A 25,581-nucleotide genomic window follows, 5' to 3' on the forward strand; every position below is an offset into this window, starting at 1 on the left:
AGGAAATCACCTGGTCTCCCCCGGCCTGGTTGGCGTCGGTGGTGTCGGTCAACTGTCCTCCTTTCCGATCTCTGGGAAGGTGAGCGCGGTCTGTCCGCATTCGCGGCACTCGATCAGGCCGCGCACCGGATCGAGCCACAGCACGTCAAGCACGCCGCAGCCGGAGCAACGCAGGCCGTCGAGCAGGTGAGCCAGGATCACGAGGCCACCTCCCCCACAACCGGGCCGCAGGAAGGGGCAGCCGGGCGGGTGACGATCGGCGCGTGGAGTCCGGAACCGCCGCCTGGTCCGTGACCGGCGCAGTGTCCACAGCCTGTGCGTACTCCACGACCATGGCGCGGATGTCCTCATCAGAGACGTACGCGGCTCGCACTCTCACCGGGTCGGGCGAAGTTTCGAGTCGGACGTATCCGACGCCCGCCCCGAGTTCGGGAACCGGTGAAATGTGATCGGCCAGCGCACCGCGATCACGAGCACCGTCGCCGAGGAGCATGTCGACCTGTTCGGACTCATCGAGCCGGAGCGCGATCTTGTCGGGGAACAGGTTGCGGATGTTCATGACCTCCTTGCGCGGGTCCTGCAACGCGGCCATGACCCCGACACCGACCGCCCGCCCCTGAGTGGTGAGCGTCGCGAGCGCGGCCGTGATCCGCTGCTTGAGCGCCCGGTCCGACTGGTAGGCGGTCAGGAACGCGACTTCGTCGACGAGCACCAGGACGAACGGGTCCGCAGCCGTCGGCGTGTGGTTGCGCTGGACTCCGGCGAAGCGTCCGGCGCGTTCCTGCATGACCATGACCGCCTGGTCGAGCAGGTCGGCGCACTGTTCCGGGTCGGCCGCGTACCGCGTGAAGAGGTCACGGCCGAACGAGAGCTCCATCAGCTTCGGGTCCAGCGCCCACAGCTCGACCAGGCCCGCCCGCAGCGCAGGCAGCAGCCCGCGGATCGTCGACCACAGGAAGGAACCCTTGCCGGCCCCGGTCGCGCCCGCGATCAGCACATGGGTGCCGTGGACCTTGAGCCGGTACGGGGCGCCGTCCTCCCGAGCGCCGATCTCGACCGGCCCCACCGAGACCACCTCAGGGATCGGTACCGCAGGCAGAGGCACGGCCAGCGGGTCACGACGCGGGAAGGTCAGCACGAGCCGCCCAGCCCGAGCGATGGAGACGAGGCAGCTTCGGGAACCGAAGCCGTGAGCGAGCTGGTCGGTACGGTCGGCCCAGTCCTTGACCGCCTGCCCGTTCAGCATGCGCACGGTGACGAGGTCGGCCCAGCCGTCGCACTCGACCCGCACCAGCCGGGGCAGGTAGTCCCGGCCGCGTAAGTGCCGACCGAGCCCGGAGACGATCATCACGGGTTGCCAGTGACGCCGGTAGATCCAGACACGCCGCCAGAAGGCCAGCAGCCGCCAGCCGACTAGCCGCAGAAACGAGAACCGGTGAAGCGACGCCCACGACAGACCCGCCAGGGCGACAAGGCCGACGACGACCAGGGCGAGACGCCAGCCGTACAGCGTCCAGATCACGCCGGGCACGGTCGGGACGGCGACGGCGATCGGGTGCCGCCAGAGCAGCCGGACGAGGCTCGCGACCAGGCGGGACAGCCAAATCACGATCGTGACGAACGCGGGGGTACGGACGACGGCCGGGCGGAAGACGACGGCGGTGTCGGGTGTGGTGGAGACGAGGTTGCGCGCCTCGTCTCCGGGCAGCTTTCGGAACATTAGGCTTGGTTTCCTCTCTCAAGCATTCGCGCGTGTGGGAGATCTGAGGGGCCGCCGGAAGTTGCCGCTTCCAGCGGCCCCGCTTCATCTCTCAGGCCGCCTCACCGGAGGCCCGAGATGTGGTCGACGGCTGCTCGTCGTGCAGGCGCTCGCAGTCGGCCAGGTAGCGCGCGGCGGCGTTGAAGATCTGCCGGGCGATGTCGACATCGGCCGTGGTTACCGGCCCGGCCCCGCTGGTCGAGACCGCGATGTCCGCCTCGTTGGACTCGATCGACAGGTACGGCCGCCCGGAGTCCAGCACCGAGGCCCCCACCCGCAGATCCGGCGTGTAGAACGAGACCGCGAACCGGGGCGGTTTGTCCGGATCGATCGACATCGTCACGTAGGTGTAAGGGGTGCGCTTCATCAGGCCGCCACCCCCCGACCGTCCGGCAGGCCGTGGAACATGCGCTCCACCGACCGGGCGAACGAGGCCGCCTCACGCGCCAGGCATCGCGCGAACTCCACGTCCTCCGCCGTGACGTGGTCGGCGGCCGAGGTGGTGACGAGCACCTGAACTCCGCCGAAGACCAGCCCCAGCACCGGGGAGCGCTGCGGGTACGGGTGGTTGACCGCCGAAGCGCCCGGGCCCGTCTTGAGGCTGATCGTGCTCACCGGGTGAGCCGTCCGCCGCCCCATCACGCCGCGTCCTTCGCGCCCGCGGCCTTGCCCGCCCGAACGCCGCGCATCTCGCGGACTCGGATCGAGTACGCCAGCCGGTTGGTGTTGCTGTTGACGTACGGTGTGACGCTCACCCCGTCGAATTCGACCGGCGTGAACGGCACTCCCGGCACGGCGGCGGGCGGAATGGGCTGCACCGCGGCGAGGATCTTGACCGCCACCGTCTTCTGTGACGGCTTGAGCGTCGGGTCCGCGTCCATCACCGCGACCTGCCAGACCAGTTCCCTCGTCTGCTTGTCGCGCGCCTGGACGAAGCGGCCGTTGGTCGAGGCGTCGAAGTCCTTGACCGCCTCGACCTCCCCCACGACGTAGCAGCCGTGCGGAAACACCATGTCGAACGTGACCGGGATCGGTCCCTGTAGAGCCATGTCGCACACCTCCTCTTCTGTCGACCCCCCTAGACACTTCGGCTTGTGTCTCGCTCTGTGCGAGAACTGTCTAGGGGGCTATGCGGATGACGATAGCTCCGTCCTACCCCGACTGTCTAGGGGGGTCGACAGGTTGGAGTGGCGTAGTTTCGGCCTGCCTTCGGCTGGGCCGTTTCGAAATTAATCGGCCAATGGTCCGCTCGGGGTCAACAACGGTGAGGTGTGGCAGGAAAACGATCAAGAAATGCCAAATAGATAGGATGATAGGGACATTACCGTGTTCCGCAAGTGCAAATTGGAGGCCCAATTGTCAGATTTATTGTCGAGTATCCCTTCTGGTGTCGCATATCCGAACTTGGCTGGATGGAAAACGCGGAAAGGCTAGCTACCATGGTCCGAAAGCAGGCGGATTGCCTGGATTATTCGACGCATACATAAAGGGGAGATATGGCCAGCCCGAAGACTACGCACTGGGAGCTCGACCCTCACACCAAGGCCAAGCACGAGATCCTGCGCAGCTACCTCGGTGGATGGTTTCCTGTCCTCTCTACGTACAACGGACGCGTTGTCTTCCTCGACGGATTCGCCGGCCCCGGCCGCTACGAGAATGGGGAGCCGGGATCACCTATCATCGCGCTGACCACCCTCCTTGATCATTCATTTTTTCCCAAGATGAAATCGGAATTTCTGTTCGTCTTTTGTGAGCCGAAGCCTGATAGGTTCGAGAGCCTTCAGTCTGAAGTGAAGGCTCTGATGAATGAACGCGCGCCATGGCCGCGGCATGTCAAGGTGATACTCCTGGATAAGCCTTTCCAGGAGGCTGCATCCAATATCGTGGAAGATCTAAAGAGGCATCGGAAGGCGCTTGCCCCTACTTTCGCATTCGTGGATCCCTTTGGAATTTCCGGGCTACCCATCGAGCTTCTTAGAGATCTGCTAGCCTCGCCTCGTTGCGAGCTCTTCGTAAATTACATGGTCGACTCTGTGAATCGCTTCGCGGGAGCGGGAAACGTCGATCATCATCTTACGGAGCTGTTCGGAACCGATCGATACAAGGAAGCTGCAAATCCCGCTAATGGACAGTCGCGGCAACAGTTCCTCCACGATCTTTACGAGAATCAGCTCAAATCCGTCTGCGGATTCTCTTTCGTCCAATCATTCGGGATGATCAACAAGACAGGGCATATCGGCTACTACCTGTTCTATGGCACCCGTGACGTCAAGGGCCTAGAACTAATGAAGGACGCGATGTGGAAGCTAGATCCGGGAGGTGACTACCGCTTTTCAGATCGACTCGCTGGGCAGACCGTCCTCTTCATCGAGGACATGCTTGATGTCCGGCCACTCCGTGATGCGATCCTCACCACCTTCTCAGGCAGGACGGTTGCCATAGAGGAGCTGGAAAGGTTTACGATCATCCAGACTCCTTACAAGAAGTCGCATCTACGCAAGCCTGTGCTGTCTCCGTTGGAAAAAGAGGGAACCATTCAAGTTCGTCGGCCGGGGAAGCACGGATTTCCTGCCGGAACTACTGTTTATTTCCCGAACGCATAGTGGCGCACCGGGGGGTGGGAGTCGTTACTTACGTGCTCAATGAAAGTAGCGACTCCGAAATTTCTGGCATTTCATCCCAGGTGCGACCGTCTAGAATGCGGCCTTGCGCCTTTGGCGTCCTGCCCCCCCACTGCTTGAAAAAGAACGGGACTCCTGCGTCGAGACACTGGTCGCGTATATCTTTGACCCACTGAGGATCCATGGGGCGGAAATTTGGTCCACTCTCTCCGCCGACGATGACCCACGATATTCCTGAAAGATCCAAATTGCCCAGAGGTCCAAGCAAGGGCTCGCATGACAGGAATCGGATCGCGGCTGGGACCTGCCTCAGATCGTCAATGCGATCGATAGAGTCGATGTCTTCCACACTGACGCCCATCCACGCATTGTCCGGCCAATCCAGATGGTGTGCCACGCGACGCAGGCGCCTTGCCCGCTTCGTGAGTATTTGATAGGTGTGTTGTGGAGTTTCCTCCATGGTTCGAAACACACGGGCGACGAACTCCAACGGAACCTGAGCATGAAATAAGTCGCTCATGGAGTTAACGAACACGAGACGTGGCCGCCGCCATCGCTTCGGAAGGTCTAACAGGTCCTCGTGAAGGGTTACACCAAAGCCCGGGCCTGAGGTACGCGCATCTCCGTCGCGCTGATATCGAGGTTGTCCCATAGCCTTCAACCGCTTAGCCAGTGCCAGGGCGTAACAGTTGTCACAACCTCGCGAGAAGCGGTCACATCCCGTTGTTGGGTTCCACGTAGCCTCGGTCCATTCGATAGAGCTACGGTCACCCATCACTGTTCCTTCCTCGTCAAGGGCCTCCGCCGGAAGCAAACACCCCAGGTGATAGCAATCGTAACTCGGATCGAACGCACATTCGATAGTTTTGCGATAAGTGTGTGTAACGGTATCGCTACCTAGCTCCGAGATCAGGTGAATCGTTACTGCAGCGGCTGCAACGGTGATGCCAGCGCCGCCGAAGCGTCATCAAAGGCCTTGCCTCGTGGCCAGCGCTTCCCGGCAGGATCGGAGTGTTCGGCATCGCGAACTTGGCGAATGAGTTCGGAGGGGCCGTGCTGGGCGAGGATGTCGAGGACTTGCCGCCAGGTGGCGAGGTGGAAGCGGTCGACGGGGCGGGATGCGCCATCGCTGAGGAGCGCCGCCGCGCGAATCTGGTCAGCGGGAACCGCGCCGGTGAGAGCCTGTTCTGCGGCGAGGGGGTCGGATGAGGCGACCCAGAATCCGCCGTCCCGGTTGCGGTGCGCCCGCATGGCCTCCACGTACTCACGCAGAGCGGCGGTGTGATCGGGAGTGCCGGAGCCCAGCGCATCCATGGCCGTCCGGTAGCGCTTACCAACTTGTCCTTCCCGATCATCGGTGATGACCATCGGCTCATCCACGCCGATCACGTCGAGCACAAGGACAGAGTCGGCCAAGACGAGATACTCCAGATCGTCACCGGTACGGCGGAGCATGACGACGGTGGCCGAGGGGGAGCCGGGGTGGTTCACGTCGCAGGTGAAGTCATGCAGAGACGTGGTGGCCTTGATGCCTTCAGCCAAGATCTCCGTCAAGGAGCCGGCGCTTTGCGTCAGGGACGCGATCAGTTTTGAGCCGAGGGTTCGCGCGTACCAGGCCACCCCGTGGGAGCAGCCGGATTCCGAACCCGCAGGCGTACCCGCGCCATCCAGGAGAACAACGGCGTCCGGTGTGGCGGCGATGAAGTCTTCGTTGGGCCGGTCGGGGGATGCGGGTTGGGTGGCGAAGGTGACGCGCATCAGGTGTCCTCGTGGCGGTAGAGCGGACTGGCGAGTTCCGCTGTGACCGGTTCCCCCGTCTGCGGGTCGTATTCGACACCGACCACGGTGGAGAAGCGCCCGTCCCCGGCTTGGCCCCACAGGGTGGCGATCTCGGTGGTGATGAGCTGCACCACGCCGAGGGTGCCTTGCGGGTGGATGCCGGTGAAGACCAGGACGTTGCCCTTGCCGTCCGGCCGGGGCAGCCGCCCCAGGTACGCGTAGTCGACCGGCCGGGCCGGGTCGCTGTCGGAGCCGGACCGATAGGTCGTGCCGGTACGGGTGTCGCGGAGCGTCCAGGCGCCGTCCTTGACCCACTCCAACACGGGATCGGTCTCGTACAGCGCCCCCATGATGGGGGAGAGCTTGGGGCCGCAGATCACGATGAGGTTGGGCCGGTTGAGGTCGATCTCGCCGCCGAGGGGGACGTGTTCGAGTTCCATCGACAGGCCGAAGCCGCGGGCCAAGTCTTCCAGCCGTTTGGCCGCCGCGACGTCTTCCATCGCGACCACAGGCCGGGCGTTGGTGGCCTCGCGCTTGAGCGGCGTGGCCAGGGTGATGGTGCCGGTGCCGAGGAACGCGCCCTCAGGTGCCGGGCCGGTGTGGCGGATCTGGTGGATACGGCCACGGGTGAGCCCGGCCGCCTGGGCGATTTGCGCATAAGACATGCCTTGCGCGTGCAGCTCTTGGATCACGCGGCGGCGTAGCCGGGCGAGCTCGGTGACCTCTTGCTGAGCGGCGTTGAGGCGTTCGGTGGCGGTCCGCAGCAGCAGGTACGGATCGTCGATGGCGGCTATGCGCTCAAGGTCGCTCGGTGGCATTGCTCCCCCAGGGTTGAACTCCGCCGAGTCTAGACCCCTGGACAGAATGCCGTCGATCCCCCTAGACGATATAACTTCACCCGTTTTGGGATTCGTTGCCCGTATGGCGGAGCGCCGGTTGGGGACACCTCGCGGGCTCATCTCGCCCGTCCGGCCATGATGTCCGCCCAGACCTCATGGGCCTGCCGGAGCGGCCAGCGGTTCGTCTCGACGATCGAGATCGGAGTTCTCTGGATGGTGCGGCGGATGAATCCGACGCCGGCCATCTCGTACAGCTCGTAGAACCTGGCCGTGCAGTCACACGTCCACGCCACCACCCGGCACCGGTCGCCGGATACGAACTCGAACCATTTCAGCTCGCGGCAGTTGGGTTGCGGCAAGGAAAGGTGAGGGGCGATGCAGTCGCTCATCTGTCGGCCGCCATGGCCGGGGCGGGGTCGAGGACGGCCCACACGGTGCGGCCGTTGTGGTCGCCCAGGACGCCCCAGCCGGTGGCGAGGGTGGAGACGAGCATCAGGCCGCGCCCTCCTTCGGCCTCTTCGTAGGCGGGGAGCAGTTCCGGGGATCGGGGGCCGCCCTCGTCGGCGACGCCGAGCCACAATCGCCGGTGGTTGACGCGGATCGTGACGATGAACAGCCCACCGAATCGGCCGCTGGCCGAGTGCCGTACGGCGTTGGTGGCCAGTTCGCTCACGATGAGTTCGGCCGACTCCAGGGACGGCCAGCCCCTCAAGAACGTGGTGACGAAGCGGCGGGCTTCGGTGATCGAGGCGGGGGAGCCGAGGAAATGACGGGACATTCGCCAGCCTGACATGGGCCATCTCCGTTGTATAGGGGGCTATACATCCACATCGGCAGCGTATGACCAACGCTAGAAGTCGCTCAAGGAATCAGCGGAATAAATTCCTTAACTCGGGGACTCGTTGGCCAGCGCCCGGTAATCCGCCCCGATCTGCCCCAGAAGGTCCCTCAGGGCATCCCCGTACACGGCAGCAGCCGCGAACGCCTCGAAGACGTCGGTGTGAGTGTCGATCTCCCCGGCGTCGGTCAGGGTGAGATCACCGGTCAGGCTCTCGACCACGCTCACCGAACCATCGAAGATCGTGAACCCGTGGAGAGGAAAGGCCGGCGCTTCCACGCTCCACGGCACAACGCCCAGCCTTACATGCGGAAGCGTGGACACCTGGGTGAGCCGGTCGACCTGAGCCAGCATTAACGACGGCGATCCTGGCCACGTCCGCACCGCACCCTCCGTCAGCACGAACGCGAACTTCCGACCAGGCTCGAACAGTACAGCCTGAGAATCGACCCGAACAGCCGCGGCCTTGGCTGCGTCCTCCGCTTCCACGTCTCGGCCGATCGCCAGGGCAAGCCGGGCATACTCCGCTGTCTGCAACAGTGGTGGAATCATTGCCGAGGAGAATAGGGCCATCCAGCGAGCCGACCGGACTCGTGCGGCGTTGGCTGCTTCCCGGCCAGCAAGCCCACTCTTGATGTGCGACACCTCATCACGAAGGCGCATGAGCAGTGCGTCCAACTCGTGACGCGATTCCTCGTCAAGATCGAGGGCAGTGGAAACCCGCTCAACCACCTCGGGGCTCGGAAGAAGTCGTCCGGTCTCCATCCGAGAGATCGTCGGCTGCACCACCCCGGCCCGCTGCGCCAGGTCCTTACCGGTCAGCCCCGCATCCTTACGCAGCCGCCGCAGCAGCTCACCCAGCTCCCGCAACCGATCCCGCCGATCCTCCATGACCAACGGTCTACCACCGGACGTAGACAGCCCGGCCGATCATTGCCGAATTGAGCTTTTAGGGATCAAGGCGGCGGCGCTCCGCGCCGCCGCACGGCCCCGCGTCGCGGACCCCGGCCGCGCATGCGGCCTGGGGGCCGGTCACGGCCGGGGCCGCACTCGGGCCGCATCTTTCAAATTTTCCAGTCAGTAGCGGAACGAAAACGGCACTAACCGTCGTGAGGTAGATGTGACTGACACGACTCACCGATCGGGGCCGCCGATGAAGGACGATCACGAACCCACTGCTGAAGAGATCGAGGCATTCCACCGCGAGGATTTACTTGCTCCCGAATCAGTTACCGCGGACGAGTACCCGAGAGCATGGAACCGCTCTGCGGGCTTCATATACAAGAGGATCGTTCGTCCGCATGTGCCCGCCCCGCCTGAGTACGTCACTCTTCCTCTGTCTGATGCCAGCGCTAGCGTCGGTGAAGGGCGATGGGACGTGCCACTGGCCATGGCTAAGTGGAACCTCCTGTGGGAAGCCGCCCAGTTCAGGCGCCGCTTCTTCTCGGATGATGATCTCCCAGATGTGATGCGCGAGATCGCCGATCGTGGCGATGTGAATGTCGTATTCGTGCCCAGAACGGTCACTCGGTACTACGAGTACTCCCCTCTGTTCCACCTACTGTCACGCTCAGCCGTGGAGCGGCATGGCCTGCCGTTGATACGAGCTGGTCAATGGCCGTTTCTCATGGACACGGTCCCCGTTGACCGCTATCTCCCAGCAGACTTCGAAGACCGCCTATCTCGCGCGTGGGCGTGGGCCGTGTGGCGGCACCTCATGCCAGGCTCACCGCAGCGAGCCTTCTCTAAGTCTGACCCGATCCGGCTTCTGGCGCACAACCTAGACTTTTGGCTTCCGCCTGTGACTGCCGTCATTCAAGAAATCCTTCGCGGTCTTGGGGTGGTGGATGCCACTGTCGCCGAAGACGCCGTACATCTGGAGGACGGAACGGTGCTTGAGGGTGCGGCGGCCGCTAGCCCTCGTGTGGGCTCAGACCTATGGCGAGGGGAAGCAGACGCGGCTGAAGTCGTAAGGCTGACAGTGGATCAGGCTGATGCTGACGGCCGGTTGCGAGGCATTCTCGATGCTGTGCGTTCGAACCGCGTCGAAGATGACTTCTCCGAGCACTGGTCATACGCCCGCGAGGATTTCGAGCGCAAGCTGTACCACAAGCGTTCTAAGGTCAAGGTCCGGTTCGTCGAACTGACCGACACCATCCCCGTGCAGGGGCCTGAGGTCGAGGTGGAGGACAGCCTCGTGTTCTCCGACTTCCTCGCTCTGCTGGATGAGCGCGAGCGGCAGGTCGTCGTTGTGCTGCATAGCGGTGTCACGAGGATTGGTGAAATCGCCAGCATCCTGGGCTACAAGAACCACAGCCCGGTCTCCAAGCGCCTGGCACGAATCCGCAAGAAGGCGGCGGAGTACTTCGGAGTGCCATGACCTGGCGTCGATTGACCCGGTCAGCAGTTCCACGGCAAGCCAAAGGCGTTGACATGCCAGAGGCGCCAAGGGGTCAAGGAAGCGGAGCGCGCCCGGTTGCGTTCGGGGCGCGACATTCCTAGTGTTTACCCCAACATCTAGCGGTCGATACGCTCATCTCTACTAGATGTTGTGGTGGCTGCCTCTCTGCTGGGGGCGGCAGGGAGAAAGACCCGGATGGCTCGGAACCGGTACCAGCGCTTCCGAGCCATCCCAGAGGTAAGAAACACCGGAGCCAAAGCTTGGATCCAGGCGCTAAGTACCTGTGCCTACACGTGCAGACTAACCAGCGCCCACGCCCAAGAGCAATCGGTGTCCGGTGTGCCGTTCGGCAGGATTACGACTTCGTCCTGCCACGACACGAGGAGAACGAATGGGTAGTAGCCAGGGTCTTTGGGTGGCGATCATCGCCACCGCGAGTTTCGTTGTCGGCATTGTCGGGGGGACTCTGGCCTGGGTCGGGGGGACTCCCACCGCACTCGCGGTGCTTGTCGGCGCGGGTGGCTTCGGGGGCTTCATGACCCTCGCACTGACCATTGCTAACTTCTTGGCTCGGTCACAGTCCTAACCTCTGCTTCGTAGATCATCGCTGTGGGGCTGTCACCTCGCGTCCTTTGGAAGGGGCGTGTGGCACAGCCCTCACGATCGCCATGCGGTGGCTGGTCGCCGCATATGGCTGGGGGCGATCGACGGTCCGGGGCTTCGTCCCTCAGCCCCGGCTCACCGAACACTAGGGTGACGTGGAGCGGAGGTCGCCGTGCCCGTTGCGTGCCCGATGGGGCGGCGATCAAGGGGGAATGGCGGGGACTCACGGGAAGCGCGATCAGTAGCCCCACCAGCAAGGACGCAGGTCAAGCAAGATCGGCATACGTCTTTGCAAGCAGGATGTCAGGAGTTCGAATCTCCTAGGCTCCACCAGCCAAAACGCCGCTTTCCCGATCAAGGGAAGCGGCGTTCGTGCCATTAGCGGGCCATTAACCCTTGGAGACCGGCACATCGGCCGCTTCCTCTTCGTCGTTCTTCCGCTCGGCCTCGACTCGGGCGCTCAGCGCATCGGCGATCTTCTGGTCAGCGTCGCGGGTCGCGTGCTGGTAGATCAGCGCCGCCCGGTCGCTGTCATGCCCCATCCGAGCCTTGAGGTCGGCGAGGCTGGCGCCTGACTGGGCGGCGAGCGTGTTGCCGGTATGCCGAAGGTCGTGGAAGTGCAGGCCGGAGACGCCCATCTCCTTGAGCGCGTTCGCCCACTTGGCCTCGCGCCGGAAGTTGTCACCGCGCAGGAACGCGCTCCGCTTGCCGAGAAAGACGAACGCGTCCTCCGCCTCGTCGACGAACTCGGCGAGATGTTCGGACAGCGCCAGAATGATCGCCGAGGGGATGCTGACCCATAGCTCGGTCCTACCCCAACTGTCTAGGGGGACTCCCAGCTCCCCGCCAGGGTGAGTCGCGACCGCAGCGCCTGCCAGGCGCTGGTGGCCCGGCTCACCCAGGCTAGGGACACCGAGAGGCGGCCCCATGATCACAGAGGCCGCACTGCGGCCCGCAGCGTGAGAAGGTGCCCATGATCGCTTTTAGCGATCTTTCAAGCGCGGTGACGCTCAGCGGCCGCGATAGCCCCTCCGCGTTGCAGATGATGGATCGTTTCGTTTCACGATGAGGTGTCCTCGGCCCGATCGATGAGTACCTGGACTCCGTCGAGGATGCGGTCAAGGCCGAAGTCGAGGGGATCAAGCCCCGTGGGCGCGAACGCGCCTTCGGCGATCGCGGTGGTCAGGGCGGGGAAGCGGGCGGCGTCGCGGTTGAGCAGTTCGCCGGTCAGGTGGCCCCACTCCTGGTTGTGGTCTTCGTCGAAGTCGGCCAGTTGCTGGGCTTGGTTGCGTACGTGTCCGGCGACCAGGTGGCCGCGAGCAGCCAGAGGTGGGCCTGGTAGACCGCCCACTGCCGGTGGGCCCACGCTGCGATCCGGGGCCGCCAGCCGGGGCCTGCGGCTGACAGGTCAGGGTGTTCGGCCACGGCGGCCCCGGCGCCACCAACCTCATCTACACCCACCGCACCCGCGCCTGGGAGCGGCACTTCACCATCGTGCGGTGGGACATGCGCGGCGCCGGCAAGACCTTCGGCCACGGCGGCCCGGACGGGCAGGGCGAGATGAGCCTGGAGCGGCTACAGCGCGACGCCCTGGAGGTGACCGACCACGTCCGCGCCCGGCTCGGCGTTGAAAAGGTCCTGCTGGTCGCCAACTCCTTCGGTTCCTTCCTCGGGCTGCGCCTGGCCCGCAACCACCCCGGGCGGTACTCCGCCTACGTCGGCACCGACCAGAACATCAACGCTGGCGGCCGCGACCACACCGCCTACCGCGCGCTGGTGGACCGGCTCGGCAGGGCGGGCAAGCACAAGGAACTGGCCGCCGTCACCGCGATGGGCCCGGACAAATCCGCCTGGGACATCGAGACCTGGTCGCAGTACAACAAGCACCTCGTCGGCTCCGACCCGCTCACCTTCGACACCATCAAGACCGTGGTGATCGGCTCACTGCTGACCTCGCCGCTGCACTCCCTGCGCGAGCTGCGCGCCTACATGAAGGCCATGACCTTCTCCGAACGCGTCGCGCCCGAGTCCGTGACGATCGACGAATGGGCCGAGGGCACCGTGTTCGAGATCCCGTTCTTCATCTTCCAGGGCGAGCAGGACGTGATCACCCCGCCCGAGTCGGCCAGGCGGTTCTTCGACGACGTCACCGCCCCGGTCAAGGACTTCGCGCTCATCGAGGACGCAAGCCACTTCGCCTCCTTCCGCCACCCTGACCGGTTCCTCGACCTGATGCTCACCAAGGTCCGCCCGGCGCTCACCAGCGAGCCGACCACTTCGTGAAACTGTTCCGAGCCTCGCCTTCATCCTGTTGATTCAGCGGTGAAGCCGACTCGTTTCCCGGTGGTCGCGCCGAGGACAGCGCCCGCCGTACCAATTTGCCCCCGCCGCCCAAAGGCGCGCCGCCGCAGGCTGCCGAACTCGAACCGGCTCATCCCCGTGAAGGGAGTTAGCAAGCTGATACGAACTTTCCCATTCGCCTTTGCCTGCAACGGCACATGCAGGCTACGGCCGAAGAGCCGACGACGTCGGATTTACCCCGCCGCTGTGGCTGAGCTATGGGTCGGCCATCACATGCATGTAGGGTCCGATCGCGCTGTGGCTGGTCGCCGTTCGGGGTTGAGGGCGATCGAAGGTCCGGGCTTCGTTCCTCAGCCCAGCCCACCGGTCCCCGAGGATGCGGAGGGCGGCACGCTTTCTGTACCGGTCACGCGCTGGATTGCACCCGCACGTTTGACAAGGCGTGCCTCCGGTACGCCTGTGCCGTCCTCTTCGTCGAGGCGGGTGACGCCGTCCTTGGTGAATCCGGCCTTCTCGTAGAACCTCAGCGCGGTGGTGTTGGGGGTATAGGCGTAGACACATATCGGGTCGTGGCCTCGGGTTTCGAGATCGGTGAGGGCGTAGGTGAACAGTTCGCGACCGAGGCCCGTGCCGATGAGATCCGGTTCGATGTACAGGCCGTAAACCTCCGCGCCGCTGGCCCCTAGGTCAGTATCGTCGTCCGCCGGTCCGGTGCGGCAGAAACCGATGATGGTTCCGTCGTGCTCGACCACCCACAGCCGGTGTTCCTGAGGCATGGCCGCCAGATACTCTGCCCAGTCCGCGGCGTCCGCGGCCGCGTCCAGGGCGTCGAGGAACGTTTCCGGCATGAAGCCTGCGTATGCCGAACGCCAGGCGCGGACCTTGAGACGCCCGATGGCGGGTGAGTCGCTCATTGCGGCAGCTCTGATCATGAGCGGACTTTACAAGAACCTATGATCGGTGGATGCAGTCGCCGTATCACCAGCTGGGGCCCGGATGTATGGCGTGCGCCATGGGCAGGCTGTGCCATTAGCGTGCCATTAAGGGCGGTCAACAGAGGGTATTCATGGTCACTCGCGGACCCCGCTCCTCCGGCTCACGGCCGTTTCTCCTGGTGATCAGGCCGATTTGCAAGCAGGATGTCAGGAGTTCGAATCTCCTAGGCTCCACTCATATAAAAGCCCAGGTGAGGGGTGGTTTCCCCCGCCTGGGCTTTGATCTTTATTTCGGCCTTCTTCGGCTTCCGTGCCCGCTGCGTGCCCGATCCGCTCTTGAGTTGTCCTCGTGCGAGGGAGTCAATGCGGCGGCGCGCCGCCGCATGGCCCGCCGCCCGCCCCGCCGTCCGGGCGTGCGGCGTGGGCGCCGGTCCCGAACGGCGGCGGGACTCAGGGCCGCCCGCCGCACCAACGCCGCGCCGCACGCCACAGCACTCGCCGTCCGTGGGCCACGCCGTCGCTCATGGCCGCTTCGACCACCGGCCCAACCGCTACGCGGCCCCTATGGGTCCCTCGGACTGCGCCGGCCGCTCCGCTCCTACGTCACACTGGCGTGTATGGCTCAAAAGTGTCGGCGAAAAAGGCAACCACTATGAGAGCCAAGAACTGCACCAAGGCGAGGTCTCGGCGGCGACGCCACCATGTCACAGCGATACTCACCACCAGAACCGAGGCCACAACTCCGTAGGAGGTATAGGCAACGGTGGAAACAAAGTTCATTTCCCCCAGCCACTCCGCAGGAGTCGGATCACCACCCCAGCACCAGACGCTGGCCCCATCGCACAGAACCCCTCGGTTCTTGGTCCGCTGTATGACCCACCCTGCCAGCAGCAGAAGGAAGCCGTCTATGACCACGAGCGCGACAGCGGGCACGATCCGCCGGCGAACTGAGATCCCGCCCGTTTCTTGATCACGCACTTATCGATCGTACAAAAGATGATCCTTCGGCGGGGACACTCCGGCTCCGGAACGATCAGGCAGGGGGAGATGCGCGATCCGCATGGGAAGAGCAGGCCGGGCGTTTGATCGCCGTGCCCCTAGCGCGCCATTAAGGGGGGTGACCAGAGGTCAATCACAGAGGGCTCGCCGTCGAGGTCAGGGCTGTTTCCGCGAATGATCAGGCCGTTTTGCGAGCAGGAAGTCAGCATTCGCCTCCCGGCCAGATGCTCATCCTGCGCTGGTTTCTGGACAACACCCGGATCAAGCAGCTCGCGATCGATCACGGCATCAGCGGCACGACCGCCTACCGCTACCTGCACAAGGGCATCGACGTTCTCGCTTCCATGGCACCTGACCTACGCCAAGCCCTGGAAGCCGCCAAGAATGCAGGCCTCACGCACGTCAAACTCGACGGCATCGTGATCGCCACTGACCGGGTCAGCACTCCCGGTCCCCATGGCGCCGATCTCTGGTGGTCGGGAAGTGCGCCGTGAAGCGCTTGTTGATCGAGTGGAGGTGGAAGACCTGCACCGATGCCCTGTCGCAGCAGGGTGATCGAAGCTGAGGGCAGCCTGATCCGGGAGGTGCCGGGGAGGGTGGCAAGCGGCCCTGACAACGCCGGGACGTGTCAGCACCGTCAGATGGGGCGGGTCCGGCTAGCGAGATGAGAAGGAGTACGCGAGGAACCGGCATTTACGCCTCCTAACACCAGACCGGCTCCAACCTGACGGATATGGGCCGGGAGCGGTAGGTCCCCGCCGTTTTTCCGCGCGCGGGGAACTCTCTGACCAGTCTTTTCGGTCCGTTCAGGGAGGCCACGGTGAAGTGCTGCGGGGTAGCCGTGGAGAGGCCGCGGGGGTATAGCCGGGCTCCTCACTCGTCAAGCGATCAACAAGTGAACACGGGAACCGTTCCGATCCTGGCCTTGGGCCGCGCCTCCTGCGTGGCGTCAAGGGCTGGGCTCATCGTCGGCCGATCGGATCGGGACGGGGCGGAGCCGTCGTAGTAGTCCGAGGTCGGGAGAGCCGGTCACATGGCGAAGGACGGCAGCGGTATCGAGAAAGGCGGATGCTGTAATGCCGAAAGACGCGCCGGTGAATACCGGCGCCTGGCCGGAGGCGGTGCCGATGGGGCCACGCCGGCGGGTATCGGAGATGCAGGCCAAGCTTCACCGTTGGGCGGCGGCTGATCCCGGCCGCAGGTTCGACGACCTGTTCAACCTCGTGCACGACCCGGCGACGCTGATCGTGGCGTTCGACCGGGTGGCGGGTAACACCGGGGCCCGAACTGCGGGCGTGGACGGCCTGACGGTCGCCCATGTCGAAGAGCAGATCGGTGTCCCGGGGTTCCTGGACGACCTGCGGGCTCAGCTCAAGGACGGCAGTTTCCGTCCTTTGCCGGTGCGGGAACGGAAGATCCCCAAGCCGGGCGGCTCGGGGAAGGTCAGAAGCCTCGGTATTCCCACCGTGGCAGACCGGGTCGTCCAGGCTGCGTTGAAGCTGGTGCTGGAACCCATTTTCGAGGCCGACTTCGTCCCGGTCTCCTACGGGTTTCGGCCCATGCGGCGAGCACACGACGCAATCGCTGAGATCCACTTCTACGGCACCAAGGGCTACCGCTGGGTGCTGGATGCGGACATCGAGGCGTGCTTTGACTCCATCTCGCATTCCGGTCTGATGGACCGGGTGCGCGCACGGGTCAAGGACAAGCGGGTGCTCACGCTGGTCAAGGCGTTCCTCAAGGCCGGGGTCATGACCCAGGACGGCCACCGAGACACCTACACCGGCACACCGCAAGGGGGCATCTTGTCCCCGCTGCTGGCCAACATCGCCCTGACGGTGCTCGATGAGTACCTGCACGGGCCATGGAAACCGGGCGGGGCGATGGCCACCCAAGGCAGACGCGCCCACCGACGCAAGAAGGGCCTGGCCAACTGGCGCATCGTCCGGTTCGCTGACGACTTCGTCGTCCTCACCGACGGAAAGCGCTCCGATGCCCAGGCCCTGCGCGAGGACATCACCGAGGTGCTGGCTCCGCTGGGTCTTCGGCTGTCGCCGGACAAGACCCGCGTGGTGCCCATGACCGACGGGTTCGACTTCCTGGGGTTCCACATCCAGTGGCGCCGCAAGCGAGGCACGAACAAGTGGTACGTCTACACCTTCATCGCCGACCGGCCCACCCGGTCATTGAAGGACAAGATCCGTGCCCTGACGAACAGGACGTCGCAGCAGGACCGCAGGCGCGTACTGATCAGGCTCAACCAGATCATGCGCGGCTGGGCCAACTACTTCAAGCACGCGGTGTGCACCCACACGTTCAAAGCCCTGGAGAATTTCGTCTGGCGCAGGGTGATGGCCTGGTGGATGGTGCTGCACCGATGGAAGTGGAAGGACGTGCGCCGACGCTTCACCGACCCCACGGGGCGGTGGCGCAGACCCTCGGCGGACGGGATTGAACTGTTTGACCTCCGAGCGGTGCCGATCACGCGCTATCGCTACCGAGGCAACACGATCCCCAACCCGTGGCTCCTGCCTGACCACGCCTGACGGCAGAGACCGTGGAGAGCCCGGTGCGGTGAGAGTCGCACGCCGGGTTCGGCGAGCGGCCTGGGGAAACGGACCGGCGGCAACGCCGACACCGCGTCCCAGGCCGACTCGACGCATAAGCATCATGGCGGGAATGTCCAGGTCATCTCTGCCCCGGACGGCTGGCCGTTATGGGTGTCGGATGTGCGGCCGGGCCGCGAGCACGACATGACCTGTGCCCGCCGACACGGCGTAGTCACAGCCCTTACCGCTGTCCGGGCTGACTTGCCGACCCTGGCCGACCTGGGTTATGAAGGCGCCGCCGGCGTCGTACGCGTCCCTGTCCCTGTCAAGAAGAAGGCCGGTCAGCCCAAGCTCGGCCACGACCAGCACGCCTACAACAAGCTGCTCCGCGGGCTGCGAGGCGTCGGTGAGCGGGCGAACGCCCTGCTCACGGTCACGTTCAAGGCCCTGCGTCGGGTGAGCCTCGACCCCTGGCGCATCGGGAAGATCACTCAGGCGGCGCTCGTCCTGCTCAACCACGAGCACAACTGGACCATGTCGGCATCACACAACGTCATCTTCAGTTACTGACAATGGCTCAGTGCGTTATCGGGTTCAGAAACGGCGATCCACTTCTAATCCGATCGCTTCTCGCGTACAAGTCTCGGGGCGATCGACGGTCCGGGGCGTCGTTCGTCAGCCTCGATCGTTTGGGGATCCCTTCAGTACTCGCAACTTCACTGTGATCTTTCGTGCGCAGACTGGGCTCATCTGACAGGGAGGGCCTGTGAAGCGTCTTGTCGCCAGCTTGGCGATTGTTGTGTTGTCTGTACTGGGGGTTGTGACCCCCGCCCATGCGGTCACGGATCCAGTCGCCATACTCAAAAAGCACCTCGTCCTCAATCAGGGTGTACAGATCTCCAGTGTCTGGAAGACGGACCAGGGTGGAGCATCGATCAAATTCCGGCATACCGGTGACCTGGGCTTCGACGCGTCTGGAGTGATCACCTTCGATCTCGCCGGTCAGGCCAAAGTCGAGAACAAAGCGAAAGACATCTTCGTCGGAACGAGCGAGGGCCCCACCCGCTCAATCGCCATTGGCAACAAGACCTACATCTCCGGCGCCTACGACGACCGCCTGCCTGACGGCAAGGTCTGGGCACGGACCACCTGGCCCAAAGGCACTGTCGCCGCTCGAAACTACTCCCTCCTCAACGTCCTCGACCCCGCCACGTTGAAGGCCGTGTTGGCCACGGCGAAGACCAAGGCGCCCGGCATGGAGCTTGATGGCGTGAAGACCACGCTTTATACCGGCGTGATCACGGTCAAGCAGGCGTCTCCCGGCGCCAAGATGTCTGCGAAGGAGGGCGCGCAGCGGATCGGCTGGCGCTTGTGGATCGGCTCCGATGGTCTGATCAGGCGACAGATGACCACTACGACCAAGAAGATCAAAATCGGCAGTAGGGCCGCCAAGGATCTTCTGGGCGAAGACATTTACTACAGCGGCTGGGGATCTGAAGTGATCATTACCGCGCCGCCGGCCGAGGAAGTTTGGGACCTCAAGTTCCCGTTCTGACGCCTTAGTCGAGACCTCGCAGCGAAATGCCGTTGATCAGCGAGGTGGAGTTTGGGGCGGGGTGCACGCCGTGCGCATCGCAGCATGTCGTGGATGGTCGACGTGCCATTAGGGGCGGCCAACAGGGGGCAGTCACGGTCCCTCACGGAGTGCCCCTCGCCCAGGTAGCGGCTGTTCTCCCTGAAGATCAGGCCGATTTGCAAACAGGATGCCAGGAGTTCGAATCTCCTAGGCTCCACCAGCCAAAACGCCGCTTCCTCGATCAAGAGGAGCGGCGTTCGTGCCATTAACGGGCCATTAGCGCACCGGAGTGGGCTGCCCACCGTGTCGTCGCTGGTGCTCGATGGTAGGCGGCCGCACATCAAAAGGCGGTGCCGCTGAAGTCGTCTGTAGACCACGGATGCCGTCTCCATTCGCGTCCGTCGAATGCCGCACCGGTTCGTCTTCGCCGCGTCACGTCGCAGAAGTCTCGCGATCAGGTCACGAAAGCGGCCAAGTAGCCTCGCGTTGGCTAGCCTCACCGACATGCCTCTCGCCTCGATTCCCAGCCCTTCCGAAGGGGTCTGGTATCTCGGATTCATCCCGATCCGGGCCTACGCATTGTGCATGATCATCGCGATTGGCTTCGGCATCTGGCTGAGCGAGCGCCGCTGGCGCACCCGCGGTGGCGAGAAGGGCACGATCAGCGACATCGCGGTACCTGCAGTGATCTTCGGCCTGATCGGGGCTCGCCTCTACCACGTCATCACCGACTGGCAGACCTACTTCGGCCCGCGCGCGATCAAGGAGCCCTACCAGGCGCTGTTCGTTTGGGAAGGGGGGCTCGGTATCTGGGGCGCGGTCGCCCTGGGAGGCGTGGGCGTGTGGCTGGCCTGCCGTCGCCGGGGGCTCTCCCTGGGCGCCGTGGCCGACACGGTCGCGCCCGGTATCGCGTTCGGGCAGGCGATCGCCCGTTGGGGCAACTGGTTCAACCAGGAGCTCTACGGTAGTCCAACCACGTTGCCGTGGGGCCTGGAGATCGATCAGGCGCACGGTGGCGAGCCAGGCGTGCTCTACCACCCGACGTTCCTGTACGAGTCGCTGTGGGATGTGGTGCTCGGTTTCGGACTGATCCTGGCCGGCAGGCGGTTCACGCTGTGCTACGGACGCCTGTTCGCCCTCTACGTTGCCGGCTACACGTTCGGGCGGTTCTGGATCGAGGGGCTGCGGATCGACCTGGTGGGCGGGGTGGACCACGCGGTGACGTTCCTTGGGTTGCGGATCAACCAGTGGACCTCGATCGTGCTGTTCATCGGCGCGCTGGTCTACCTCTGGGTGACTCGTAACAAGGACACCGAACAGATCGTGGTGCCAGCCTCACAACACGAGGCCTCACACAAGGAGAACGGCGGGCCGGCCTCCGATCCGATCGAGAGCACCTGACGCGACCAACAGCGCGGCGAACGGGTGTGAACCATCACGAAGATCGTTTTTGGGCCTATGGCGTCAGAAGGTTCGGCAGCCGGAGTGGAATTACGGGTCTGCTCAAAGCTTGCTCCTGCGCGTCTGGCGAGGCTGGCGATCTCTATGCAGGCCAGGCAAGATCGGCATACGTCTTTGCAAGCGGGATGTCAGGAGTTCGAATCTCCCAGGCTCCACTTATGCGTTAGCCCAGTAGGGGACGGTTTCCCGGCCTGGGCTTTGATCTTTGTTCGGCCTTCTTCGGCTTCCGTTCCCGCTGCGTGCCCGATCCGCCCTTGAGTTGTCCTCGCGCGAGGCGGTCGATCTGCTTCGCCACCTGGTGCCCCCGCTTGTCGGTAGCGTGCTTGTAGATGATCGCGGCTCTTGTGGTGGAGTGGCCCGTGGCGATCTTGTCGTGACCTGCGCGTGTGCTGGGCTCTACGATGTCCATCACTGTTCGGGGCGGCACCCTGGGCGAGCCGGGCGGCGCCTGCCGTACTAGGTTCCTTGCCGTCTCCGTGTCACAGAGGAGATGGTCACGTTGACCAAGTATGTGATCGGGCCGGACGTGGCCCTTCGATTGGCCCATAACGAGACCGTGATCCCCGACGAACACCAGATCCTGGCTCCCACGCTTCTTCGCTCACAGATGCTGTCGCTTCTCTACCAAGCAGTTGGCTGCGGTGAGATAACCAAGAAGGACGCTGATCGCCGGCTCAACTACGTGCGAGGGCTACGGATTCGACTGCTCGGCGACCGCGTCCTTCAGAGCACCGCGTGGAAGATCGCCGACCAACTCGGGTGGCCGGACACGTTCGCCGCCGAGTACGTTGCCCTGACCCTGCTCCAAGCCGACGCGTTCATCACGCTCGACGCGGAGCTCGCTCAGGCCGTTCAGGAACTGGTGACCACAGCACCCATCGAGGCCCTGTCTTAATCGGGCACCGGCACGGTCGGGGTGTAGCGCCAGGTGGCCGACTCATGGCGAAATCCGGCGCTGAAGGTCAGGGCGTTGCTTGCCGATCTGCTGGTTCACGAGGGGCGGCAGGTCTCCACCGACCGGCTCGTCGACGACCTGTGGGGTGAGGAACTGCCGGGAAACCCCGCCAACGCCCTTCAGGCCAAGGTCTCCCAGCTGCGCCGGGCTCTTGGCCGTGACCGTGGCGCCGGGGCATCCCGGCCCTCCGCCTCGGAAACCGGCCTTCGTCAACGGCAGGCTCGCCGAACGTCCTGATGTGGTGAACCCCGGTGATGACAAGGTGGTCTACTTGATCGTATGAGGCTAAAGGAGTTCTATCCGCCGATTGAGCCGCATGAGTCCGGTCTGCTCGATACCGGCGACGGCAACGAGATCTACTGGGAGGTCTGCGGGAACCCCGCCGGCAAACCCGCGGTGTTCCTGCACGGCGGCCCCGGTGGGGGCCTCCTGCCCGGCTTCCGCCGATTCTTCGATCCGGAGGCGTACCGGATCGTGCTCTTCGACCAGCGGAACTGCGGCGCCAGTCGGCCGAGCGCCGGAGACCCGCGGGTCTCGCTGGAGCGCAACACCACCCCGCACCTCGTCGCCGACATCGAACGGCTCCGCGAGCACCTCTCCATCGATCGCTGGCTGGTCTTCGGCGGAAGCTGGGGCAGCACGCTCGCCCTCTCGTACGCCCAGGCCCACCCCGGCCGCGTCACCGAACTGGTGTTGCGCGGCATCTACCTCGTCCGCCCGTCCGATGAGACCTGGAGCTTCACCCCCACCGGCGCCGCCCGCCTCTTCCCGGCGGAGTGGGCCGCGTTCCGCGACGCGGTTCCCGCCGCCGAGAGACACGACCTGATGACCGCCTACGGCCGCCGCATCGGTGACCCGGACCCCGCGGTCCACATCCCTGCGGCCCGCGCCTGGATGGGCTGGGAGTTCTCGGCCAACACCCTGCTCCCCGTCGATCCGCCGGCGGTCGGCGATGCCGACATCCTCACCTTCGCCCGCATCACCCACCACTACATCAGCAACGGTGGTTTCCTCCCAGAGGAGGGTCTCCTGGCGGGCATCGACCGCATCCGACGCATACCCGCTGTGATCGTCAACGGCCGCTACGACATGAAGACCCCGCCCGATCAAGCGTGGGACCTGCACCAGGCCTGGCCTGAGGCCGAGTTCCAGATCGTCGAGGACGCGGGCCACGGCGGCTCCGAACCGGGGATCCGGCACCGCTTGATCGACGCCACCGACCGGTTCCGGCCCTGAACGCCCGTGGGACGTCCGTGGGACGCCCGCGGAGTCGAGCAGGTGAGCCAGGATCATGGGGCCACCTCCCCTATGACCGGCACGCGGGTCGTGATGGACGTGGAGTCCAGGGCCGCCCCGTGGTCCGCGACCGGCGCGGTGTCCACAGGCTGCGTGTACTCGGCGACCATGGTGCGGATGTCCTCGTCGGAGACGTACGCGGCCCGCACCCGCACCGGGTCGGGTGAGGTTTCGAGCCGGACGTATCCGACCCGGCCCCGAGTTCGGGAACCGGTGAGATGTCGTCAGCCAGTGCGCCGCGATCGCGTGCACCGTCGCCGATTGCGCGGGTCCTGCAACGCGGTCATGACTCCGACGCCGACCGCCCGCCCCTGGGTGGTGAGCGTGGCGAGCGCGGCCGTGATCCGCTGACCGCAGGTCAGCCGTGAGGACGGATCAGAACTACGACGTATGGTCGCCTCCGGCGATCCTCTGGGCGGAGAGGCAGCGCGTCACCATCGCCGAATAGCAATGCCAGGACCACTGCCTTCTCCGGGCATACACCGGTGAAAGGAGGCCGTCAGTGCTTCACACCTGGGTCGAGACCGCAGGAGGACCGCTAATCGTCGTCCCCAAGTCTGAGCTGGACCATTGGGCGGGCGTAGACCACAACGACGGGCCCGTAGAGACCTGGGGTGACTACGGTCGCGCGTGTGCCGCTGAGGGCTACATCGGCCTCGTCACCGTGGGGGCGCAGCAGGCCTTGGTTCTCGGTGATGAACCGGCCATGACGACCGGTCACGTCCCGTTGAGTGGTGTAACTCCAGCCGACAGACCCTGGCGCACTCCGCTCCGACTGGAGACCCTCCGGTGGAATGGTGTTGGGTTGTGTGGTCGATCGGGGGCATTTTTGGGGCACATGGCTTCGGAAAACGCCGGCAAGCGACACTCTAGGACGAAGGTGTGAAGGACGATCGCAGGCTACGCCGCCTCGTCGACGGCGACACTACATGGCTTTGGTCGGTGCGCCAGAAGCTCGACAGGAATCGGTATGACAACTGCCGTCTAACTCTGTCGCTCTGGCGGGAGGGCTCACGTTCCTGTCTGTCGATCGTCTTTCGGCCCGGCCCGGACAGGGTCATTTCCAATACCTATTTCGAGGCCGGCACCGTGGTAGCGCTCCCCGAACGGGACTGGTTGAACCTCTACGAGCCTAAGACGGTTCGCAGCCTCCTGCAGATTGCAACAGCGCGCGGACAGTTGCCCAGGGGGCCCGGCACCATGGAAGTCGACGGATGGCATCTCTTTGAAGCTCTGATGGCTGTCCAGAACGCCGAGGCTTGAGGACGTGACCGCTGCACAGCAACGAAGTACATCAACCGGGCCGCGCAAAGGGACCCCTTAAATCGACAGGCGCCACCACACATTACGGGCCGCCACCTCTCGACCGTCCGGCAGGCCGTGGAACATGCGCTCCACCGACTGGGCGAACGAGGCCGCCTCCTGTGCCAGGCTTCGCGCGAACTCGACACCTTCCGCCGTGATGTGGTCGGCGGCCGAGGTGGTGACGAGGAGAGCATGGATGCCCATGCAGGCTAGAGCTCTTCTGCTGTTGAAACGGGAACCACTATGAACCGCTCTCGGCCGGCACGGATAGCAACGACGCAGGTCGACCAAGATCGGTATCTGTCTTTGCAATCAGGATGCCAAGAGCTCGAATCTTCTGGGCTCCATGCATGCGTTAGCCCAGGTGAGGGATGGTTCCCCCAGCTTGGGCTATGACTTGGTCCCTGGAAGCGGGAAGTGGTCTCGGCGTCGGCGTCCTCACACGTCGTCCCACCGTGGTCGAGTGACCGGAGCCACTGTAAGCAGATGATCCAGCCCTTTGAAGTCCTTTGGATTGCAGGTGTAGAGCGGCAGTCGGTTGGCGATGGCCACGCAAGCGATCATCAAATCGGCTGTGCGCGGGCGCGGGCGCGGGTTGCGGCCTGAGGCGATGACGGCGGTCCAGAGTTGGCCGTACTCGCGGGCGGCGGTTTCGTCGAAGGGAAGGGGATCGAACTCTGCCTCGGCAGCCTGCAGGATCTTCATTCGCTGAGCGAGTTCCTGCGGTCCGGACGCCGTGAGTACGCCGACCGACAACTCTGCCGTGGTGATGGCGCTGATCATCATCTCATCAGGCAGCTCATCTGGGTCGATTTCGGCACGCAGAATGAGGATGTCGGTGTCGAGTAGGCCTTGAGTAAGGGTCATCGCCCGTCCCCTGTGAACTCGCCTCTGTCGTACGCGCGATCGTACGGGTCATAAAGATCGTCATTGACGTGACGGTCCATGTCCTCGCGGTACTTTCGGTCGTCGAGACGCGGCATGCCACGAGACATGGCGGCGAACTCCGCCCGTGAGACGGCGCGGCGCCGACGGCGAATGGGGACAAGGTCGCCGATGTGGTAACCGTTTCGGGTCACGGCGTACCGCTCCCCGCGTTCCAGTCCGTCCATGATCTCTGCGGACCGGTTGCGGAGATCGCGCTGCGAGATCTGATTGGAGCGTTCAGGGTCAGAGATGCTCACACGACAAGTGTGAGAGGAAGTGCCATTTGGTGCCACGGTGTAGCACAATTCGATGCCCGTCGTTGGGGCGCGAGAGAAACCGCCATGTGCGGTGATGCTCGGTCCGCCAACGTCACCGGAGGCCAGCTTTGGCCGGACGTACGCCAAAGGCCCCGTACCCGGAGGATACGAAGCCTTTGA

28 protein-coding genes and 3 pseudogenes are annotated in these 25,581 nt (G+C 64.4%); 13 read left to right on the plus strand and 18 right to left on the minus strand.

What is annotated here, in order from left to right; genetic code table 11:
- Positions 1-145: 145 nt before the first annotated feature.
- The 4 genes from ACQP1V_RS00220 to ACQP1V_RS00235 form a co-directional block, all read right to left on the minus strand.
- Entirely contained in the window at positions 146-1,720 is a 1,575-nt protein-coding gene (locus ACQP1V_RS00220; RefSeq protein WP_433417528.1) for an FtsK/SpoIIIE domain-containing protein, read from the minus strand.
- A 91-nt stretch (positions 1,721-1,811) separates the two neighbouring features.
- On the minus strand, positions 1,812-2,126 hold the full coding sequence (locus ACQP1V_RS00225) for a hypothetical protein (protein WP_433417531.1): 315 nt from the start codon (positions 2,124-2,126) through the stop codon (positions 1,812-1,814).
- The gene (locus ACQP1V_RS00230; protein ID WP_433417534.1) at positions 2,126-2,374 is read right to left on the minus strand and encodes a hypothetical protein; all 249 of its coding nucleotides are present in this window, start codon (positions 2,372-2,374) and stop codon (positions 2,126-2,128) included. Before ACQP1V_RS00230 ends, ACQP1V_RS00225 begins: the two co-directional genes overlap by 1 nt.
- Positions 2,375-2,397: 23 nt before the next feature.
- Positions 2,398-2,808 (minus strand): plasmid replication, integration and excision activator, encoded by a 411-nt coding sequence (locus tag ACQP1V_RS00235; protein WP_433417536.1) that lies wholly within the window; start codon positions 2,806-2,808, stop codon positions 2,398-2,400.
- A gap of 447 nt (positions 2,809-3,255) precedes the next feature.
- On the opposite strand from ACQP1V_RS00235, the gene ACQP1V_RS00240 reads away from it, so the two are divergent.
- Complete coding sequence (locus ACQP1V_RS00240) at positions 3,256-4,362, plus strand: three-Cys-motif partner protein TcmP (protein WP_433417539.1); 1,107 nt, start codon at positions 3,256-3,258, stop codon at positions 4,360-4,362.
- A 28-nt stretch (positions 4,363-4,390) separates the two neighbouring features.
- On the opposite strand, the gene ACQP1V_RS00245 is transcribed toward ACQP1V_RS00240, so the two are convergent.
- From ACQP1V_RS00245 to ACQP1V_RS00270, 6 genes are all read right to left on the minus strand, one after another.
- Positions 4,391-5,155 carry a DUF5131 family protein gene (locus tag ACQP1V_RS00245; protein WP_433417542.1) on the minus strand — a complete coding sequence of 255 codons (765 nt, stop codon included), beginning with the start codon at positions 5,153-5,155 and terminating at the stop codon, positions 4,391-4,393.
- A gap of 146 nt (positions 5,156-5,301) precedes the next feature.
- Positions 5,302-6,138: a protein phosphatase 2C domain-containing protein gene (locus ACQP1V_RS00250; protein ID WP_433417545.1), complete on the minus strand. Its 837-nt coding sequence runs from the start codon at positions 6,136-6,138 to the stop codon at positions 5,302-5,304.
- A complete protein-coding gene (locus ACQP1V_RS00255) occupies positions 6,138-6,977 on the minus strand; it encodes a sigma-70 family RNA polymerase sigma factor (protein ID WP_433417548.1) in 840 nt (279 codons plus the stop codon). Before ACQP1V_RS00255 ends, ACQP1V_RS00250 begins: the two co-directional genes overlap by 1 nt.
- Positions 6,978-7,114: 137 nt before the next feature.
- Complete coding sequence (locus tag ACQP1V_RS00260; protein WP_433417551.1) at positions 7,115-7,387, minus strand: hypothetical protein; 273 nt, start codon at positions 7,385-7,387, stop codon at positions 7,115-7,117.
- A complete protein-coding gene (locus ACQP1V_RS00265; protein ID WP_433417554.1) occupies positions 7,384-7,791 on the minus strand; it encodes an ATP-binding protein in 408 nt (135 codons plus the stop codon). Before ACQP1V_RS00265 ends, ACQP1V_RS00260 begins: the two co-directional genes overlap by 4 nt.
- A gap of 93 nt (positions 7,792-7,884) precedes the next feature.
- The gene (locus ACQP1V_RS00270) at positions 7,885-8,727 is read right to left on the minus strand and encodes a helix-turn-helix domain-containing protein (RefSeq protein WP_433417557.1); all 843 of its coding nucleotides are present in this window, start codon (positions 8,725-8,727) and stop codon (positions 7,885-7,887) included.
- 262 nt (positions 8,728-8,989) lie between these two features.
- On the opposite strand from ACQP1V_RS00270, the gene ACQP1V_RS00275 reads away from it, so the two are divergent.
- Complete coding sequence (locus ACQP1V_RS00275; protein ID WP_433417560.1) at positions 8,990-10,216, plus strand: sigma-70 family RNA polymerase sigma factor; 1,227 nt, start codon at positions 8,990-8,992, stop codon at positions 10,214-10,216.
- A gap of 1,013 nt (positions 10,217-11,229) precedes the next feature.
- Here ACQP1V_RS00275 and ACQP1V_RS00280 read toward each other — a convergent pair.
- Both ACQP1V_RS00280 and ACQP1V_RS00285 read right to left on the minus strand, forming a co-directional pair.
- Complete coding sequence (locus tag ACQP1V_RS00280; RefSeq protein ID WP_433426135.1) at positions 11,230-11,769, minus strand: tyrosine-type recombinase/integrase; 540 nt, start codon at positions 11,767-11,769, stop codon at positions 11,230-11,232.
- A 131-nt stretch (positions 11,770-11,900) separates the two neighbouring features.
- Complete coding sequence (locus tag ACQP1V_RS00285; protein WP_433417563.1) at positions 11,901-12,191, minus strand: hypothetical protein; 291 nt, start codon at positions 12,189-12,191, stop codon at positions 11,901-11,903.
- Positions 12,192-12,253: 62 nt separating this feature from the next.
- Between ACQP1V_RS00285 and ACQP1V_RS00290 the strand changes: the two genes are divergently transcribed.
- Positions 12,254-13,123: an alpha/beta fold hydrolase gene (locus tag ACQP1V_RS00290; RefSeq protein WP_433417566.1), complete on the plus strand. Its 870-nt coding sequence runs from the start codon at positions 12,254-12,256 to the stop codon at positions 13,121-13,123.
- A gap of 368 nt (positions 13,124-13,491) precedes the next feature.
- Here the strand turns inward: ACQP1V_RS00290 and ACQP1V_RS00295 are convergent, their stop codons facing one another.
- Together ACQP1V_RS00295 and ACQP1V_RS00300 are read right to left on the minus strand one after the other, a co-directional pair.
- Positions 13,492-14,073 (minus strand): N-acetyltransferase family protein, encoded by a 582-nt coding sequence (locus tag ACQP1V_RS00295; protein WP_433417568.1) that lies wholly within the window; start codon positions 14,071-14,073, stop codon positions 13,492-13,494.
- Positions 14,074-14,679: 606 nt separating this feature from the next.
- The gene (locus ACQP1V_RS00300) at positions 14,680-15,054 is read right to left on the minus strand and encodes a hypothetical protein (RefSeq protein ID WP_433417571.1); all 375 of its coding nucleotides are present in this window, start codon (positions 15,052-15,054) and stop codon (positions 14,680-14,682) included.
- A 245-nt stretch (positions 15,055-15,299) separates the two neighbouring features.
- Here ACQP1V_RS00300 and ACQP1V_RS00305 point away from each other — a divergent pair.
- From ACQP1V_RS00305 to pip, 8 genes and pseudogenes are all read left to right on the plus strand, one after another.
- Positions 15,300-15,557: pseudogene (locus ACQP1V_RS00305) on the plus strand (IS5/IS1182 family transposase); the annotation flags it as partial.
- 672 nt (positions 15,558-16,229) lie between these two features.
- The gene (gene ltrA, locus ACQP1V_RS00310; RefSeq protein ID WP_433417573.1) at positions 16,230-17,621 is read left to right on the plus strand and encodes a group II intron reverse transcriptase/maturase; all 1,392 of its coding nucleotides are present in this window, start codon (positions 16,230-16,232) and stop codon (positions 17,619-17,621) included.
- A gap of 114 nt (positions 17,622-17,735) precedes the next feature.
- Positions 17,736-18,194, plus strand: a pseudogene (locus ACQP1V_RS00315) (transposase family protein); the annotation flags it as partial.
- A 196-nt stretch (positions 18,195-18,390) separates the two neighbouring features.
- A complete protein-coding gene (locus ACQP1V_RS00320) occupies positions 18,391-19,179 on the plus strand; it encodes a hypothetical protein (protein WP_433417576.1) in 789 nt (262 codons plus the stop codon).
- Positions 19,180-19,704: 525 nt separating this feature from the next.
- Positions 19,705-20,601, plus strand: a complete 897-nt coding sequence (gene lgt / locus ACQP1V_RS00325) for a prolipoprotein diacylglyceryl transferase (protein ID WP_433417578.1) — start codon at positions 19,705-19,707, stop codon at positions 20,599-20,601.
- Positions 20,602-21,160: 559 nt separating this feature from the next.
- Positions 21,161-21,556, plus strand: coding sequence for a type II toxin-antitoxin system VapC family toxin (locus tag ACQP1V_RS00330; protein ID WP_433417581.1), 396 nt, complete (start codon positions 21,161-21,163; stop codon positions 21,554-21,556).
- A gap of 33 nt (positions 21,557-21,589) precedes the next feature.
- Positions 21,590-21,853 carry an AfsR/SARP family transcriptional regulator gene (locus ACQP1V_RS00335; RefSeq protein WP_433417584.1) on the plus strand — a complete coding sequence of 88 codons (264 nt, stop codon included), beginning with the start codon at positions 21,590-21,592 and terminating at the stop codon, positions 21,851-21,853.
- A gap of 42 nt (positions 21,854-21,895) precedes the next feature.
- The gene (gene pip, locus ACQP1V_RS00340) at positions 21,896-22,852 is read left to right on the plus strand and encodes a prolyl aminopeptidase (RefSeq protein WP_433417586.1); all 957 of its coding nucleotides are present in this window, start codon (positions 21,896-21,898) and stop codon (positions 22,850-22,852) included.
- A gap of 53 nt (positions 22,853-22,905) precedes the next feature.
- Here the strand turns inward: pip and ACQP1V_RS00345 are convergent.
- Positions 22,906-23,262 (minus strand): annotated as a pseudogene (locus ACQP1V_RS00345) (hypothetical protein); the annotation flags it as partial.
- A gap of 152 nt (positions 23,263-23,414) precedes the next feature.
- Here ACQP1V_RS00345 and ACQP1V_RS00350 point away from each other — a divergent pair.
- Both ACQP1V_RS00350 and ACQP1V_RS00355 read left to right on the plus strand, forming a co-directional pair.
- Positions 23,415-23,798 (plus strand): Imm21 family immunity protein, encoded by a 384-nt coding sequence (locus ACQP1V_RS00350; RefSeq protein ID WP_433417589.1) that lies wholly within the window; start codon positions 23,415-23,417, stop codon positions 23,796-23,798.
- Complete coding sequence (locus ACQP1V_RS00355) at positions 23,795-24,175, plus strand: hypothetical protein (RefSeq protein WP_433417592.1); 381 nt, start codon at positions 23,795-23,797, stop codon at positions 24,173-24,175. Before ACQP1V_RS00350 ends, ACQP1V_RS00355 begins: the two co-directional genes overlap by 4 nt.
- A 57-nt stretch (positions 24,176-24,232) precedes the next feature.
- Here ACQP1V_RS00355 and ACQP1V_RS00360 read toward each other — a convergent pair whose 3' ends face one another.
- From ACQP1V_RS00360 to ACQP1V_RS00370, 3 genes are all read right to left on the minus strand, one after another.
- Positions 24,233-24,421 (minus strand): hypothetical protein, encoded by a 189-nt coding sequence (locus ACQP1V_RS00360; protein ID WP_433417595.1) that lies wholly within the window; start codon positions 24,419-24,421, stop codon positions 24,233-24,235.
- A gap of 234 nt (positions 24,422-24,655) precedes the next feature.
- Complete coding sequence (locus tag ACQP1V_RS00365; RefSeq protein WP_433417596.1) at positions 24,656-25,084, minus strand: type II toxin-antitoxin system VapC family toxin; 429 nt, start codon at positions 25,082-25,084, stop codon at positions 24,656-24,658.
- Positions 25,081-25,401, minus strand: coding sequence for a prevent-host-death protein (locus tag ACQP1V_RS00370; RefSeq protein ID WP_433417599.1), 321 nt, complete (start codon positions 25,399-25,401; stop codon positions 25,081-25,083). Before ACQP1V_RS00370 ends, ACQP1V_RS00365 begins: the two co-directional genes overlap by 4 nt.
- Positions 25,402-25,581 lie beyond the last annotated feature (180 nt).

It is taken from the genome of Microtetraspora malaysiensis (genome assembly GCF_050947145.1).
Lineage (GTDB): Bacteria > Actinomycetota > Actinomycetes > Streptosporangiales > Streptosporangiaceae > Microtetraspora_A > Microtetraspora_A malaysiensis.